The sequence below is a fragment of the Mesorhizobium sp. M0166 genome, from assembly GCF_040322255.1.
Classification (GTDB): domain Bacteria; phylum Pseudomonadota; class Alphaproteobacteria; order Rhizobiales; family Rhizobiaceae; genus Mesorhizobium.
Genome location: NZ_JAMYTD010000002.1, coordinates 43104 through 57591, shown reverse-complemented (window position 1 = coordinate 57591; position 14488 = coordinate 43104). Strand labels below are relative to the sequence as shown.

Annotated in this window: 18 protein-coding genes; 8 read left to right on the top strand and 10 right to left on the bottom strand. The window is 63.8% G+C overall.

Annotated features, from left to right (window positions below; genetic code table 11):
* Nucleotides 1-25 precede the first annotated feature (25 nt).
* Both NKJ46_RS02640 and NKJ46_RS02635 read left to right on the top strand, forming a co-directional pair.
* The gene (locus NKJ46_RS02640; RefSeq protein ID WP_352661522.1) at nt 26-337 is read left to right on the top strand and encodes a hypothetical protein; all 312 of its coding nucleotides are present in this window, start codon (nt 26-28) and stop codon (nt 335-337) included.
* Between the two features lie 44 nt (nt 338-381).
* Nucleotides 382-1257, top strand: coding sequence for a sigma-70 family RNA polymerase sigma factor (locus NKJ46_RS02635; protein WP_352661520.1), 876 nt, complete (start codon nt 382-384; stop codon nt 1255-1257).
* A 14-nt stretch (nt 1258-1271) separates the two neighbouring features.
* On the opposite strand, the gene dinB is transcribed toward NKJ46_RS02635, so the two are convergent.
* The 4 genes from dinB to NKJ46_RS02615 all read right to left on the bottom strand — a co-directional run bounded on the left by dinB (nt 1272) and on the right by NKJ46_RS02615 (nt 4184).
* Entirely contained in the window at nt 1272-2513 is a 1242-nt protein-coding gene (gene dinB, locus NKJ46_RS02630; RefSeq protein WP_352661518.1) for a DNA polymerase IV, read from the bottom strand.
* A gap of 130 nt (nt 2514-2643) precedes the next feature.
* Nucleotides 2644-3132: a riboflavin biosynthesis intermediates N-glycosidase gene (gene ybiA, locus NKJ46_RS02625; RefSeq protein ID WP_352662359.1), complete on the bottom strand. Its 489-nt coding sequence runs from the start codon at nt 3130-3132 to the stop codon at nt 2644-2646.
* Nucleotides 3133-3293: 161 nt separating this feature from the next.
* Nucleotides 3294-3752 (bottom strand): GNAT family N-acetyltransferase, encoded by a 459-nt coding sequence (locus tag NKJ46_RS02620; protein ID WP_352662356.1) that lies wholly within the window; start codon nt 3750-3752, stop codon nt 3294-3296.
* A gap of 69 nt (nt 3753-3821) precedes the next feature.
* Entirely contained in the window at nt 3822-4184 is a 363-nt protein-coding gene (locus tag NKJ46_RS02615; protein WP_352661515.1) for a hypothetical protein, read from the bottom strand.
* A gap of 190 nt (nt 4185-4374) precedes the next feature.
* Here NKJ46_RS02615 and NKJ46_RS02610 point away from each other — a divergent pair, with 190 nt between their 5' ends.
* Nucleotides 4375-4671, top strand: a complete 297-nt coding sequence (locus tag NKJ46_RS02610; protein WP_352661513.1) for a hypothetical protein — start codon at nt 4375-4377, stop codon at nt 4669-4671.
* 209 nt (nt 4672-4880) lie between these two features.
* Here the strand turns inward: NKJ46_RS02610 and NKJ46_RS02605 are convergent, their stop codons facing one another.
* The gene (locus NKJ46_RS02605) at nt 4881-5576 is read right to left on the bottom strand and encodes an XRE family transcriptional regulator (RefSeq protein ID WP_352661510.1); all 696 of its coding nucleotides are present in this window, start codon (nt 5574-5576) and stop codon (nt 4881-4883) included.
* Nucleotides 5577-5658: 82 nt separating this feature from the next.
* Here NKJ46_RS02605 and NKJ46_RS02600 point away from each other — a divergent pair, with 82 nt between their 5' ends.
* The 3 genes from NKJ46_RS02600 to NKJ46_RS02590 all read left to right on the top strand — a co-directional run bounded on the left by NKJ46_RS02600 (nt 5659) and on the right by NKJ46_RS02590 (nt 7429).
* On the top strand, nt 5659-6057 hold the full coding sequence (locus NKJ46_RS02600; RefSeq protein ID WP_352661507.1) for a hypothetical protein: 399 nt from the start codon (nt 5659-5661) through the stop codon (nt 6055-6057).
* A 69-nt stretch (nt 6058-6126) separates the two neighbouring features.
* The gene (locus NKJ46_RS02595; RefSeq protein ID WP_352661504.1) at nt 6127-6762 is read left to right on the top strand and encodes a GcrA cell cycle regulator; all 636 of its coding nucleotides are present in this window, start codon (nt 6127-6129) and stop codon (nt 6760-6762) included.
* Nucleotides 6763-6823: 61 nt separating this feature from the next.
* Complete coding sequence (locus tag NKJ46_RS02590; protein WP_352661502.1) at nt 6824-7429, top strand: DUF6456 domain-containing protein; 606 nt, start codon at nt 6824-6826, stop codon at nt 7427-7429.
* A gap of 43 nt (nt 7430-7472) precedes the next feature.
* On the opposite strand, the gene NKJ46_RS02585 is transcribed toward NKJ46_RS02590, so the two are convergent.
* Both NKJ46_RS02585 and NKJ46_RS02580 read right to left on the bottom strand, forming a co-directional pair.
* On the bottom strand, nt 7473-7781 hold the full coding sequence (locus NKJ46_RS02585; RefSeq protein ID WP_352661499.1) for a hypothetical protein: 309 nt from the start codon (nt 7779-7781) through the stop codon (nt 7473-7475).
* Nucleotides 7782-8003: 222 nt separating this feature from the next.
* The gene (locus NKJ46_RS02580; protein WP_352661496.1) at nt 8004-8321 is read right to left on the bottom strand and encodes a hypothetical protein; all 318 of its coding nucleotides are present in this window, start codon (nt 8319-8321) and stop codon (nt 8004-8006) included.
* Nucleotides 8322-8538: 217 nt separating this feature from the next.
* Between NKJ46_RS02580 and NKJ46_RS02575 the strand changes: the two genes are divergently transcribed.
* Nucleotides 8539-8817, top strand: a complete 279-nt coding sequence (locus tag NKJ46_RS02575) for a DUF2285 domain-containing protein (RefSeq protein ID WP_352490061.1) — start codon at nt 8539-8541, stop codon at nt 8815-8817.
* Nucleotides 8818-9046: 229 nt separating this feature from the next.
* Here NKJ46_RS02575 and NKJ46_RS02570 read toward each other — a convergent pair whose 3' ends face one another.
* From NKJ46_RS02570 to NKJ46_RS02560, 3 genes are all read right to left on the bottom strand, one after another.
* The gene (locus NKJ46_RS02570; protein ID WP_352661491.1) at nt 9047-11017 is read right to left on the bottom strand and encodes an acyltransferase family protein; all 1971 of its coding nucleotides are present in this window, start codon (nt 11015-11017) and stop codon (nt 9047-9049) included.
* Nucleotides 11018-11212: 195 nt separating this feature from the next.
* Nucleotides 11213-11434: an alkylphosphonate utilization protein gene (locus NKJ46_RS02565; RefSeq protein WP_352467930.1), complete on the bottom strand. Its 222-nt coding sequence runs from the start codon at nt 11432-11434 to the stop codon at nt 11213-11215.
* A 416-nt stretch (nt 11435-11850) separates the two neighbouring features.
* Nucleotides 11851-12138: a hypothetical protein gene (locus tag NKJ46_RS02560; protein ID WP_352490065.1), complete on the bottom strand. Its 288-nt coding sequence runs from the start codon at nt 12136-12138 to the stop codon at nt 11851-11853.
* Between the two features lie 249 nt (nt 12139-12387).
* On the opposite strand from NKJ46_RS02560, the gene NKJ46_RS02555 reads away from it, so the two are divergent.
* Entirely contained in the window at nt 12388-14385 is a 1998-nt protein-coding gene (locus NKJ46_RS02555) for an AI-2E family transporter (RefSeq protein ID WP_352661489.1), read from the top strand.
* Nucleotides 14386-14488: the final 103 nt, after the last annotated feature.

Sequence of the window (14488 nt, the reverse complement as noted above, 5' to 3'; positions counted from 1 at the left end):
CATACCAACCAATCAGGAGACGACGATGGACTACGCGCTCATTCGATACGGTGTGAACCAAGCCGACCTGGCAGATAACCGCGCGCTGGTCGAAAAAGTGTTCGAAGCGCTGGGCGAGGCGGCACCGCCGACGGTGCGCTATCTGGTGCTCGAGCTGGACGACGGCTCGTTCGTCCACATCGTTGGCCAGGACCGCGATTCCTCGGCGCTGACCGGGCTTGCCACCTTCAAGGCATTTACGGAAAACCACGCGCAGCGCCGTTCGACCCCGGCAATGAGATCGCCTGTCAAAGTTATCGGCAACTACCGTATGCTGGCGGATCAGAAGGCGGGATAGCGCCTGCCATGCCGCCCGCGCAGAAATGGGATGCTACGCCGAAAATGAACAGGGCGACTTTGGAGGCGATGCTCGTCGGGTTGCGGCCAAGGCTGCATCGCTACTGCGCGCGCATGGCCGGCTCGGTGATCGACGGCGAGGACATCGTCCAGGAGGTGCTGATCAAGGCGCTACAGGCGATCGACGGCGGCGCCATGGTCGAACGGCCGGAGCAATGGCTGTTTCGCATTGCCCACAATGCCGCGCAGGATCACCTGCGGCGGCGCAATCGGGAAAGGTCGCGCATGACCGAGGCCGACATGAGCGTGATCGAAGATCCCTCCGGCAGCGCCGACAGCCGGCTCGCCGCCCAGACCGGCCTGCGCTCCTTCATGCGGCTTTCGGTGTCGCAGCGCAGCGCCGTGATCCTGGTCGACGTGCTCGGCCTCAGCCTGCATGAGACCTGCGAAGTGACCGGCGCGACGCTCGCCGCCACCAAGGCCGCGCTGCATCGCGGGCGGGCGCAGCTCAAGCTGCTGGCGCTGCAGCCCGAGCAGGCGCTCGCGCCGAGGCTCGACGCCGACGACGAGCGCCGGCTGCGGCGCTATGTCGACCTGTTCAACGCGCGCGACTTCGACGCGGTCAGGGCACTGATAGCCGAGGACGTCCGGCTCGATGTCGTCAACCGCGTCCGTCTGCGCGGCAAGGCCGAGGCGTCGACCTATTTCGGCAATTACGACCGTATCAGCGACTGGACATTGTCGCTCGGCTTCGTCGACGGCAGGCCGGCAATCCTCATCCGCAACCCGCAAGCGGCCGACGGCGCCGTGCGCGGCTTCATGCTGGTCGAATGGGCGGGCGATGAGGTCATCCAGATCCGCGACTTCCGCTATGCACCGTGGTGCCTGGTCGATGCGGAGATTGAAACGGTCGAAGGGTGAAAAACCCGGCCCATTTACAACTCCTTTTCGGCTAGTTCGCGAAAGGCGTCGGGAACCGACCGCTGTAGTCCGAGCGCGACCGAGGCATAGCCGACCGCCTCCCAGCCGAAGCGGTCGCGGATCTTGTCGATGGCGCGATCCGCGGTCCAGCGCGCCGCGCCCTTCCGGGTACCGGGGCGGCGGCGGTCATCGTCGAGCCCGAGCGGCAGTTCCAGTTGCAGGCCGGCATGCTGCTCCAGATGCGATACGGCGATCGCCAGCAGCGAGATTGTCTTTTCGTGCGGATGGTCGATGAGCACCTTGCGCACCAGCGCCTCGGCGATCTCGGCCAGCATGGCGGTTGCCGAAATCGGTTGGTCGAGCGTGATCGAGCGCGTCACCGAACGCAAATCGGCAAAGCGGACGCGAACCGTCACCGTGCGGCCGGGCCGGGATTTCGCCCGCAACCTGGTGGCGACCCTGTCGGCCAGATGCAGCAAAGCGGGCACGAAGACGTCCTCTTCGGCCGGTTTTCGGCCAAGCGCCGATTGCGCGCCGGCCGATCGCGCGCGGCGCTGCGTCTCGAGCTTGCGCGGATCGCGGTTCCACGCCAGCGCGTTGAGTTTCTCTCCCGCCGCCGGCCCGAGCAGGCGCTCCAGCGCCCCACCATTGGTTCTCGCCAGCTCGCCGATGGTGTTGACGCCGATGCCGGCCAGCCGCTCCCTGGTGACCGGGCCGACACCCCACATCAACTCGACCGGCAGGTGATGCAGGAACTCCAGCTCGTGGCGCGGATCGACCACCACCAGCCCGTCGGGCTTTGCGACCTGTGAGGCGATCTTGGCCAGGTGCTTGGTGCGGGCTACGCCGACCGAGATCGGCAGGCCGAGCTCGGCCCGCACGCGGCGGCGGATCTTGCCGGCGATCTCGGCCGGCGAGCCGAACAAATGGGTGCAGCCGGCGACGTCGGCAAAGGCCTCGTCGATCGAAATCCGCTCGACCACCGGCGTGAAATCGCCGAGCACCTTGATCGCCGCATCGCCCAGCCGCTGATAGTCCTTGAAATGGCCGCCGACGAAAATGAGTTGCGGGCAGAGTTCCCGCGCCCGCCGTCCCGGCATGCCGCCGCGCACGCCGAACGCCTTGGCTTCATAGGATGCGGCGAGCACTACCCCGCCGCCGACGGCAATCGGCTTGCCGCGCAAGGCCGGGTCGAGCAATTGTTCGACCGAGGCATAGAAGGCATCCAGATCCGCGTGGAGGATGTTGGCTTCCATCCGGCCCCGTCGCCCGCGGCGGCTCGAACGCCGCATTGTCTCGAGTTGCGATAGGAACATAAAGAGAACATTGTGGGTGGATTGTCAAGCAGCGCGGAGGCTGCCGCCGATGACGGGCGGACGGCAATGTTCAGCCGCGCAGCCGATCGCGGGCCTGCATCAGCGCGAATCCCAACAGGTTCTCGCCGCGCCACAGCAGCGGGTTCACCGCCCTCTCGTCATCCGCCGCAAGACCGATGCCCCACACCCGGTCGACAGGGCTCGCCTCGACCAGCACCCGGTCATGCGTCGACAGCAGATATTCGCGCAGCGCCGCGTTCTGGCGGAACTTCTGAAAGCTCCCTTCGGTGACGATGCGATATTTGTCGGCATCCCATTTGGTGCCATCGAAGCCGCTCACCTGGCGGCCAAGTTGCTTTGCCTGCTTGGGGCTGGCCGCCCTGAGGATTTGCGTTGCCGTCTGAGCGTCACCGAACAGGCGAGCCTTCTCGGCCATCATCCAGTGTTCGGCAGTCGGATAGCTCAGGCCATCGACGATAAAGGGCGCATGCCACCACTGACTGAAGCACGACGTGGTTATGCGGCCGTCCTTGGACGGCTGGTGGCCCCAAAAGAACAGAAACTTCTGATTGGGTTTTGCGCGAAAGGCTTTTTCAAGCCAAGGTCCGGTCGTAAATCATGGGGCGGATGGAGAAGGGCGAAGGGGCGGCTTGTCAATGCTCCATTCAGAGTGGGGTAGCGAGGATGAGCGGTCGGTGCTGAATGCGATGAAATGCTGATCTACAGGGCCATCTTGTAGCCGAGATGACTGGCGGTGAAACCGAAGCGCTCGTAAAAAGCGTGCGCCTCGAGTCGACCTTTGTCCGTGGTGAGTTGGACGAAGCTGCAATTGCGCGAACGGCACGTTTCAATCGCCCATTCGATCATCAGCTTGCCGACGCCGCGAGAGCGCCATTGCCGGGCGACGCGAACGCCTTCGATCTGGCCGCGCCAGGCGCCTTTCCTCGAAATGCCTGGAAGGAAGCTGAGCTGCAGCGTTCCGACCACTTGCCCGGCGTCGACGGCCACGGCCAGCAACTGGTTGGGATCGGTATCGATTGCGCTGAAGGCGTCGAGATAGGAGGAGGCTAGCGGCGTGGAGGCGTCTTCCCGGTCTGCGCCGAGCACATCGTCGGCAAGCATTGCAACGATCGCCAGCAGGTCAGGCGCCTGGGCACGACGGAATTCGATCTCGCTCATCGCCTGGACATACGGCGCGGATTTGGCGGTCGCAATATCCGTTTTGACCCGCAAGGGAGGCCCGCGCCTTCAGGCGGTCTCAAACGCCCAGAGGCGCTGGCCGTAGCGGCGGAAGAAGCGGGCGAAGAGGCGTTGTTGCCTGGCGCGGGCGAGGTCGGCGGCGCGCCTTTCCTGCCGCCAGCGCGGCATGTTGTGGAACATCGAAAGGAAGCAGGCGGCGTCCTCGAGTGCCTCCTCGGCTGACTGCGCCGGGCGGATCGCCGCCAGGAACAGAGCGCGGCTCGGCTTCATCTGGTCAATCGCCGCCTTGCGCTGGCGATGACCCTGGCGTGCCTTGCGGATGCCGTCCTGGCGGATGGCCGCGAAAGCCGCAAGCATGGCCGGACTGTCGCCGCTATAGCCGCAGGCATGGGCGAACTGGGCTGGGTCCATCGTCGTTCCCTTGCTGCCGGCCGGCCGCGGTTCTGTGGCTCGCGCCGATTCCAGTCCGCAGCACGATATAAGCATAACTCAAATAATTGAACAAGTGAAACTTTCACGTTGATGTAAGCGGAACCGACTCGACTCCGCTCCAAAAACCGATAATGATGTGAACAAAGCAGGAACAACGATGGGGATGGCCATGGCATTGGCGGGCAAGGAAGCGACGATCGCCGATGTTGTGTCGATTGCCGTCGAGTGCATCGACTGCGGCCGCAACAGGTGGTGGAAGCCGGCCGAGCTGAAGCGGCATGGCGTGATGCCCGAGACACCGCTGGCCGCACTTTCGGGGCGCCTGATCTGCAAGGCCTGCCGGGCGGACGGCCTGCCGGGCGCCGCCGTTTCGATCCAGGCCGCCTTCATCGACGACCGGCAGCGGGCCCGCGCCGAGGCGCTCCTGCTCAATGGTCGAGAGCTGGAGCAGTCGAGGCGGGCTTGAGGGGAGGGCGTGCTGCTCTTCCCTTCTCCCCTTGTGGGAGAAGGTGGCCGAGCGAAGCTCGGTCGGATGAGGGGTGTCGCTACTATGAAGACGTAAGGCTCTAAAAATCGTTCCGTATTTTTGACGCCGAGTTTCTTCGAGCACCCCTCATCCGGCTCGGCGCTGTGCGCCGATCCACCTTCTCCCACAAGGGGAGAAGGGAAAGCCCCTCAATACCCCAGCAATTCCTTGAGCGGGATGACGCGGAAGACGTTCTTGATGGCGTAGCGGTTGAAGGTCAGCGTCTTCGGCGGGTTGTACTGTTCGACGATCAGCTCAGCGGCGGTGCGCTTGACCAGCTTCTTGATGAAAGCCTTGCCATTTTGCTCGTTCTCCTCGGGCAGCGTCTCGATCACCACATGGTCGCCGGGCAGCGCTTCGCGGCCGCCGCAATAGATCATCTCGCCGGGCTCGTAGCGCGGCACCATGGAATCGCTCAGCACGTGCAGCGCAAATACATTGCGCAGATGCCGGATCCCCGGCGGCCGCTGGACATAGCCGGCCGGCTGGCCGTTGAAGGTGAAGTCGCCATCGTCGCCGCCGACGGCTGTGCCGAGAAGCTGGATGTCCATCGGCCCGGCGGGCAGGGGGCCGGGATCGGTGACGATCTCGGCATCGGCGACCGGTCCGGCGTCGTCGAGGAAAACGACCTCGCCCTTGCCGAGCGCCACCGGGTCGACGCGCAGGAAAGCGGCGGTCTTCAAAAGGTTCTCGGTCTTGGGCAGGTTGCGCCCGGTCTCCCAGTTACCGACGGCAGCGACGTCGGTGTCGTTGTGCTCGGCAATGTGACGCATCACCAGGCCGCGCTGCTTGCGCGCCCGGCGGATCGCCGCTCCGACCTTGATCGACAGTGCAGTTTTCGCCATGGCTCCATCTGAGGCATAAGATTCGGTTTCGTCTATGCAAGAATCGCTTGCATTTTGATTTGAGTTATGCTCTTATGTGGGCATGCACAAGTCGCTTCACCAGCTTTCGGTCATCGAATCCGCCGTTCAGCGCGCCGGCAGCGCTCGCCTGGGGGCGGTACCGCAAACGATCGCCAAGGCCGTGCATGTGCCAACCCTTTCCCCTTCGTCGCGGCTGTCCTCCTCCCCGGCCGGGACGATGCCCGAGGCTCGCGCCTCGGATCCGGCAGCGCAAGCGGCCGGAACGGCCGGAGCCGTTCCCCTCACGGCTCCGGCCACGAATTACCTGCCGGCCGGCAATCCGGATGCTGCGGTTTCCTGCATCCGCACCGAAGACGGCACGGTCATCGCGTTCGACAAGCGGACGGGCAAGGCAGTGTCCGGCGCAACAAGGCAGGCGGCCGAGATGAAGCTCGATCGTAGCAGACCACGCGAAGGCTGACCGGCTTTCGCGCCTGAGGCCGGCGAAGCCGGCGCTGCACACAACCACCTTTGTAGGGAATGAAACATCATGGCCGCCCGCTATTCCGCCTCGGAATTGGAACAAATCGAGAACTGGCTGATGAGCGGACTGTCGGCCGCGAAGATCGCCACCAGGCTCGGTGCGCGGCGTGGTAGCCCGGTCTCACGCGCGGCCATCATCGGCATCGTCCATCGCACCGCCCGTTTGCGCACCATCGGCCTTGCCAGATCCAAGGGCCGGTGTGGCGGACGGTCGGGCGGCCGGCTCGGAAATTCGGCGCCTGAGCCATCAAATGCCGCAGGCCAAGCGGAAGCGGCTCCGAAGGCCGAGCCACGCTGCCGCCCGACAAGGCTGTCGGCCAGGCTGGCGCCGCCGGCCTGGCAGCCGGGTCCGGCTCGGATCACCGGGACCGATGGCGCGCCGCTCGAAATGCCGGCGCCGCGCCCGATCGCCGCCGGCGGCCGCCAGCCGCATTTCGCCGCCATGCGCCTCATCGATTGCCTGTTCGAGCGCTGCCGCGCGCCGCTCGACACGACGTTACAGGAGGATGCGGAAAACGACGCCCCCGGCAGCCGCCCCGGTTTGGACATGCTGTGCTGCGGACTGCGCACGAAGCCATCGAAAAGCTACTGCGCCTATCACGCGGCGCGCTTCCTGCGCACGCTGCCGGCCGAAGTGATTTGAGCCTGCTGGATGACGGAAGTTCGCCAGAGCCCGACGACGGAAAACCAGGAGGACCGAACCGATGAGCACCAAAACCGTCCAGAAGATCAAAACCAGGCTGCCGCGATTGCCGAAGGGCGAGGCCGAGCAGGTGCGCATCCGCAAGGAGATCGGCCATGATTTCGCGCTGAAGGACGACCGGTTCGGCCGCAAGCGGCTGGCCAAGGGGACGCAGGAGGGCGCGCGCCTCTATGAGGTCTCCAATGACGGCCACACCGCGACCGGCGGCATCGTGCGGGTGCGCAATGTCGACCCGCTGAGCGGCCTCACCTCGCTGTCGCGCCAGCAGCGCGAGGCGGGGATGCGCTACCGCCAGGATTTTCGCGACTCGTCGGAGGCAACCGCCAAGCCGATGGCCTGGGCCGAGCGCGTCGACGGCGGCCGCACCGGCAGCGGCGTCGCCGAACACATCCTGTCCGCCGGCCGCGACCATGCCGAGGCCACCAGGGCGCTTGTCCATTGGGAGATCGCCGGCATCGTGCAAAAGGTCTGCTGTGCCGACACAACGGTGAAGAGCCTGGCCGAACAGGCCGGCGAGCCGCGCGACGTGGTGGTGAAACTACTCAAGATCGGGCTCGACATATTGGCCGTGCATTACGGCATGATGCTGATGCGCAAGCCGAGATGAGGAGCCCGCCGATCCGGCCGGCACTACCGGCCGGATCGATCCGTCAACGACGGCAGACACGGATTCTTTCGATAATCCGGTGGTGATGACGCCAGTGCCTGATGACTTCTGTGTGGCAGCGCCGGTGGTATCGGTACCGGTAGCGCGGCGCGTAGTCCTCGTTATAGACATCATAGCGGTAACGGGGGACGTACTCATCGTCGTAATCGGAATACCGATGGTGGCGATAGTAATAGTCGTCGTCATAGCCGCTGCCGATGCCGATCGTGACACTGCCGCCGGCATTCGCCGGGCCGATCACGGAAGCCGCCGAGGCGATGGCGATCACCGAGGCAAGCAGGAGCTTCTTCATAGCTACCTCCTTCTTTAACGTCCCTCTAATAGAAAAACCCGCGAGGCGCAGCCTCGTTCCATAGATTGGCAAGATGTAACGAACGGACGAGCCCGAAGTTTAGCGCCTGCCGGCGCGAAAATGCCGCTGCTGCGGCGGGGTCGGATCGCCGACGCAGCGTGACCGCTCCTCTCATCAAACAGCGGCAATCGCGCGTCAGTCCCGTCTTTTGCCAACGTCTGCCTACAGAACGTGGCCCAGTTCCAGCAAAACGAAGGCGGTCGCACCCAGCACAGCGAGGGCATAGGCCGCATAAAGAACAAGCAGCATCACCTCAAAGTCCCGGACGAAGCTTGCGGCAATCCTGGTCTCCTTGGGCTCCGCTGTCTCGATGCGGTCGGTTTCCAGCTGCTCCGTTGCCACGACGAGGCAGACGATCCTGTCGTTGTCGGCCGCCTGTAATATCCGTTCGGTCAAATCGACGGCAATCACCGGGTCCTCGGCCAACTGGTCCCGCGGTAGCCGGCTTTCAGTGACGGTCTGGATTTCACGCTTTCTCACGCACGCATAATTGCGTCGACTAAATTAGGTTCCACTAAAATACATAGATTGCCTCGGACCCGATCGCCATGGGTGAGGCGTGAGCCCAGCTGGGCGTGGAACCCCCGCCCGAGGGCCGCATTTGTCGGCTGTCGAGGCGAATCTCGATCCGCATCCTCCGATCAAAGGGCGCGGGCTTCTTCATTGGCTGCTACGATGCGCCAGTGGGTAGATCGCAATGCTAAAGCTGCCAAACCTTCATATCGCGAACGCAGCGCCGACGTCTTCGGTGCTGACCGGTTATGACGAAGATCGCATGCTTACTTATATCCGGCTGCTCGACGCTTCGGCGGAAGGAACCGATTGGCGCGAGGTCGCCCGCATCGTCCTGCATATGGATCCGGAACGGGAGCCGGAGAGGGCTTTCCGGGCGTGGGCGACACATCTGGCGCGTGCACGATGGATGACCAGGAAGCGGAACGAACTGCGCCAATTGCATGATGAGTGGTGGGGGTGAGCACCATCCAAGCGGAACTGCCGTCCCGGTCTGGCCGTTGAGGGAGGAGGCCAACATGGAAAAGCGACCAATGACTTCTTGGCGAGCCAATACTTTCGAGCTGTGCTGCCTTCTTGCAGTTCCGCTGTCGCTTATCCTTACGGTTTTCCTGGCGGGTCTCATCCTCAGCTGACGCCCGCATGGTTGTTTGCTGGGGCTGGTGGGTCGGATCCGACAAGATTCGGAACCGTTACTTTACAGCCGCCGCCATCACATCCGAAAACAGCGCCCGTTCCACTGCCGGTTCCAGCGTTTCGGCGAAGGGCGTCGCCAGGTGGTGGCGGTCGCGGAAGGCTAGTTTGCCGTCGATGAAGACATGGCAGGTGGTCTGGTCGCAAAAGCGGTCGGTCATGTCGATGTAAGCAGCGTTCGGTGTCGAGCGCACGATGTCGCGCTCGACGGTGGCGATGTCGTCGTTTGCCGCCAGGATCCTCGGCGTGTCGCATGTCGCGGGCGTCTGGCCCCGCCACAGCGCCCGCGCCACGCATTTGTCGGCGTAGCTTGCATTGTAGGGAACGTCCCTGATGACCGCGACCTTGATGCCCGCCTGGCTGAAGGCTTGAAGCGTCCAGGTGAGGCCCGTCCGCCATTGCGCTTGCCAATTGGCGTGCTTCAACTCCTCGGGCGATTCCTTCATCACATTGCCGATCGAGAATTCCGAGATCACCACCAGTTGGGGATGCAGCGCGATGATGTCCTTGACCGACTGCTCGCGCCATTGATCGCATTCGGTGTAGTCGCGCTTCAGCCGCCAGTTCCAGGTCGTCACCCGCGAAGCCCGGCAGGAAGATTTGAGAAAGGTGACGACGCGAAAGTTGTTCTTCTCGGCCGCCTTGATCAGCGGCGTCGACCAATGGTCGGCATGCGAGTCGCCGAACAGCACGACCGGGCGCTGGGCATCCTTGCGGCCGAACATGCAGGGTTTTGGCTTGACGGTTTCGAAATCGAGCACGCAGCCGCCATTGGTCGCGCGCACGGTGGAGAGTTGGGCGGCACTGTCGGCGATGACGTGCTGTTCGGGGCTGAGATTGTGCTCGGCAAAGCGCGCATTGCCATAGGCTGCGACCACGCCGGCGCCGGTCAGCGCGACGGCGGGCACCAGCGCCCGCGCTGCTCCGGCCATCAGCCAGCCGTTGCGGCGGATCGGGTTCTCGATGAAATGATAGGTGAACATCGATAGAACCAGCGTCAGTGCCGCGCAGGCAAAGCGGCCGAGGATGGACAGGCTGGGAACCACCATCGCCGCATAGACAATGACCGGCCAGTGCCAGAGATAGAGCGAATAGGACAGCCGGCCCAACCATTGCATGGGGGCCAGCGCCAGCACGGCGCTCGGCAGATTGCGGCCGCCGCTGCCGCTGAGCAGCAGCAGCACTGTGCCGGCGACAGGCGCCAGCGCATTCACCCCGGGAAACGGCGAATCTTCGTCCAGCATCAGATAGGCCCAGGCGATCAGTGCCAGACCGAGGCATGCCTGGAGAGTGGCCAGTAATGGCCGGTCGCGCCAGATCTTTGCCGGTGCCATGGTCGCCAGGCCGCCGGCGGCGAATTCCCAGGCCCTGAGCGGCGAGAAATAGAAGGCCCAGGGCTGCGACACTTCCGTCAGCCAGGCGCAGGCGGCGAAGGAGGCCGCGCCGGCGACGCCGATGACGACGATAGCAGTGCGCTTGCCGGGGCGTAGCCATGCGGCGGCAAGCAGCAGCGCCGGCCATGCCAGATAGAACTGTTCCTCGACCGACAGCGACCAGAAGTGGATGAACGGGTTGTTGGTGGCGTCGGCGGCGAAATAGTCGAACGACCAGCGGATCAGCCAGAGGTTGATCATGTAGGCGGAGGCGAACATGGCGCCTTTCGAATAGAGCGCCTGTTCCTCCGGCGACAGGATGAAGTAACCCGCGAACAGCGTGGCAAGGATGACGAACAGTGCCGCCGGCAACAGGCGCCGGGCGCGCCGGGCATAGAAACGCCAGAGGTTCAGCCGCCCGGTTTCGGTGATTTCTGTAACCAGGTGCCGGGTGATCAGATAGCCGGAGATGACGAAGAAGATGTCGACGCCGGCAAAGCCACCGGGCAGGCCGGAGAGACCAAAATGGAAGGCGATGACACCCGCCACCGCCAGCGCGCGCAGCCCTTCGATGTCAGGCCGAAATGATGCCGACACAATCACCTCATACAAGGAATGCCCACCTCGCAGAGGCTCGACCCGCTGCGCCGATATTGCAATGCAACAAATCTAACGCAGTGCAACATAGGGGGAGGGCGCAGCTCCTCCAGCTCCTCGCGCGGGGGCGATTCACTCACATGAGCGATTCAGTCATGAGGGCGATTGATATGGAAGCGAAGGGTGCCGAGGCGATCACGCCTTTTTCAAAAACTCGGTCTTCAGCACCAGGCCCTTCACCTGCTTGGTGCTGCATTCGATCTCGCCGGGATTGCCGGTGAGGCGAATATTCTTCACCAGCGTGCCGCGCTTGATCGTCTCCGACGTGCCTTTGACCTTGAGATCCTTGATCAGGGTCACGGAGTCGCCCTCGTGCAGCGCCGTGCCATTGCTGTCTCTTACGATCGCGTCGGTCATGGCAGGTCTTTCGGGGAGCTCCGGTGCGGAGGTGGTTGGCTCATTACCCGGCCTATCTCACGGTTGGCGGCGAGGTCAAGCGTGCTGGGGTCGAGCCCACTGGGTCAAGCGTGCCGGCGGCCAAACGTGCCCGACCGGCAATGCTATGTGGACGGCCAACCGGAAAACTCGGTTGCGAGCAGAACCCCCCGGGCGGTAGTGGTATTGCCGCTCCGCGACATGCGCTCCGACCAAGCCGTCCTACATGCCCATGGCGCCACGGCAATCGAACAAAAGCCGTAGCCTTCATTACGTGGATATTCCGGCACGAGTTCAAATGGCTGAGCGCTCGCCGGTGCGGACAGGAAGGTCGCACAATGGCGGAGCTGCCCGCCCTTTCGCTTGGTCCGTTATTGCAATCGGCAAGAAGCCGGCGGTCACTTGTTGAGCTGCATGGCCATCTTGCAGAAGTCGGCATGCGTCTTGGCAATGCCTGCGTCGCTGCATTCCTTCAGCATCATGGCCCGGTCGCTTGTGGACATGGCCATCCATGCCGCCTTGAATTCGGCTTCCGACTTCATGCTCTTCATGCCGGCGTCGGTGAAGAAGGGCGTCATTTTCTGCGGATCGTCGAGCGCCGAAGTGCCAGTGGCACCGGCGGCAAGCGCTGCGCCGGTCATCATCGAAAGCGCCATCGCGCCCATGCAAAGCATCTTGATATTCATGATCATTCCTCCTGAGCTGCTGCTTTGAGGTTGTCCATCAGCGATCTACGAAGGAACGGCGTTTTGACCCAAAAGTTCCACGTTTCGGCGCAGGCATGGAACAGGATTGCCCGTGACGCCATTAATGCAAAAAATTCTACCATGACTGAATTGCCGCGCTGCCGACCAGGGCAATCTGGGTGAGATGCTGCGAAGTTGCACGCCGGCTCAATATGCCCGATCATGGCGATGGCGGGGCGGAGGTATCAAGTGGCGGCAAATCGTCGAAACGGCGCGCACCTGTCGGAGCCCCGGCAGGCGGGCATTGTTTCCGCGGCCAGGGCGCTTCCGCGCACATCCTTGCCCAGCGTAGCGTCGGTCGTGACGGCGGTCGCGGCACTCTATTTCGGGCGCGAGGTCTTTCTGCCGATCGCAATCGCGCTGCTGCTTACCTTTGCGCTCGTGCCCATGGTGTCGGCACTCAAGCGAGCCGGCATTCCGCGTCTTCCTGCCGTGATCGCCAGCGTGCTCGGCGCATTCACGGTGCTGGCTCTGTTCTCCTTCATCGTCGCCACGCAGGTCAGTGAACTGGCGCAGAACATTCCGCTTTACCAGGCGAATATCCTGACCAAGGTCCGGTCGCTCAAGGAAACCGGCGTCGGCGGCGGCATCGTTTCCAGATTGAGCCGGGTGATCGAACGCGTCGGCCAGGAGCTCGACAGACCCGAGCCCGCACAACCCGCCGCCGATCAGCCTCCGCGGGAACCGATCCCGGTCGAAATCGTCGCGCGCGAACGACCGCTCGAGGTCCTCCAGAATCTGATCGGCCCGCTGCTGAGCCCGCTGGCATCGGCCGGACTGATCGTCGTGGTCGTCATATTCATGCTGCTCGAGCGGGAGGATCTGCGCGATCGCTTCATACGCCTCGTCGGCTACGGCGATCTGCATCGAACCACCGAGGCGCTGCAGGATGCCGGCAAGCGTGTCGGCCGCTACCTGCTCATGCAATTGGTCGTGAACATCGTCTATGCCGTCCCGATTGCAATCGGACTTTGGCTGCTGGGCATACCCAATCCATTGCTGTGGGGCTTGCTGGCGCTGGCGCTGCGCTTCGTTCCCTATATCGGCCCGGTCATCGCGACGCTGCTGCCTCTATTCCTGGCGCTGGCCGTGGCGCCCGGCTGGTCGCTCGTGCTGTGGACCGCAGGGCTTTTCGTGGTCGTGGAATTGATCACCGGCAACGTGATCGAACCCTGGCTCTACGGCTCGCGCACCGGGCTGTCGCCATTGGCTATCATCGTTGCGGCGATCTTCTGGACCTGGCTCTGGGGACCATTGGGCCTGGTTCTGTCGACGCCGCTCACGGTCTGCCTCGTCGTGCTCGGCCGCCATGTGCCGCAGTTCGAATTCCTCGACGTTCTGTTCGGCAACGAACCCGTGCTCGAACCGCACGCACGGCTTTACCAGCGGCTGCTGGCCGGCGATCCCGAGGAAGCGACGGACCATGCCGAGGAGATGCTGGAGGAAAAATATCTGGTCGAGTTCTACGACGAGGTCGCGATTCCCGCACTTCTGCTCGGCGAGCAGGACCGGGTGCGTGGTGTGTTGAGCGATGAGCAAAGACAGCAGGTCGCGGGCAGCGCGCTGACGATGGTGGCGAACCTCGACGACAGCGCGCAGGAGGAGGCGGAAGCGGACGACACGGCCGCGGCCGAGGACAACGGCTCACGCGAGGACAAGCAGGTTCAGGGCGAGGTTCAGCGCGAGGACGACACCGAACTGCCGGATGGCACGGGCATGTCGGTGCTGTGTGCCGGAGGGCGCGGCGAACTCGACGACGCGGCTGCCGCCATGCTGGCGCAGGTGCTCGAGGTCCAGGGCGCCACGGTGTTGAGGGCGAGCTTCGCCGAGATGGAACCAGGGAGCATTCGCCACCTTGAGCTCGACGCCGTCGATACCGTCGTCGCCGGATTTTTGAACCGGGATTCCGTCAAGCACGGGCGGTTCCTGGTCCGTCGGCTGAAGCGCGCCAAACCAAGGTTGCGGGTGGGCATCGTGTTGTGGTCGGAATCCGACAGCGACAACCAGGAGGCAGATGCCAGATTGGCCAATGAGATCAACGCCGATTTCGTCGCACACGGCATGGTCGGCGCGGTGCTCGGTGCGTTGTCCAGCGCTCCGCCGGTGGCGCTGAAGACCACCGCCAAACGCCGCATGCGCCGCCTGGCGCCGGCGCGCAAGAAAGAGCCGCTCGCCGCGGCAAAATGAGCGCGGCCAACGACCGCGGCAGATGGAACTGTTACCGTTGTCGCGAAAACGGTAATAACGAGATGGATCGGGTGTCTTCGCGAGGGTCGAGCTTAACCGTCCG

Coding starts and splice junctions, on each gene's coding strand:
- NKJ46_RS02635 (WP_352661520.1), top strand. CDS start 382: ATGAACAGGGCGACTTTGGAGGCGATGCTCGTCGGGTTGCGGCCAAGG.
- NKJ46_RS02595 (WP_352661504.1), top strand. CDS start 6,127: ATGGCCGCCCGCTATTCCGCCTCGGAATTGGAACAAATCGAGAACTGG.
- NKJ46_RS02640 (WP_352661522.1), top strand. CDS start 26: ATGGACTACGCGCTCATTCGATACGGTGTGAACCAAGCCGACCTGGCA.
- NKJ46_RS02610 (WP_352661513.1), top strand. CDS start 4,375: ATGGCATTGGCGGGCAAGGAAGCGACGATCGCCGATGTTGTGTCGATT.
- NKJ46_RS02615 (WP_352661515.1), bottom strand. CDS start 4,184: ATGGACCCAGCCCAGTTCGCCCATGCCTGCGGCTATAGCGGCGACAGT.
- NKJ46_RS02605 (WP_352661510.1), bottom strand. CDS start 5,576: ATGGCGAAAACTGCACTGTCGATCAAGGTCGGAGCGGCGATCCGCCGG.
- NKJ46_RS02585 (WP_352661499.1), bottom strand. CDS start 7,781: ATGAAGAAGCTCCTGCTTGCCTCGGTGATCGCCATCGCCTCGGCGGCT.
- NKJ46_RS02620 (WP_352662356.1), bottom strand. CDS start 3,752: ATGAGCGAGATCGAATTCCGTCGTGCCCAGGCGCCTGACCTGCTGGCG.
- NKJ46_RS02575 (WP_352490061.1), top strand. CDS start 8,539: ATGCTAAAGCTGCCAAACCTTCATATCGCGAACGCAGCGCCGACGTCT.
- NKJ46_RS02600 (WP_352661507.1), top strand. CDS start 5,659: ATGCACAAGTCGCTTCACCAGCTTTCGGTCATCGAATCCGCCGTTCAG.
- dinB (WP_352661518.1), bottom strand. CDS start 2,513: ATGGAAGCCAACATCCTCCACGCGGATCTGGATGCCTTCTATGCCTCG.
- NKJ46_RS02590 (WP_352661502.1), top strand. CDS start 6,824: ATGAGCACCAAAACCGTCCAGAAGATCAAAACCAGGCTGCCGCGATTG.
- NKJ46_RS02560 (WP_352490065.1), bottom strand. CDS start 12,138: ATGAATATCAAGATGCTTTGCATGGGCGCGATGGCGCTTTCGATGATG.
- NKJ46_RS02565 (WP_352467930.1), bottom strand. CDS start 11,434: ATGACCGACGCGATCGTAAGAGACAGCAATGGCACGGCGCTGCACGAG.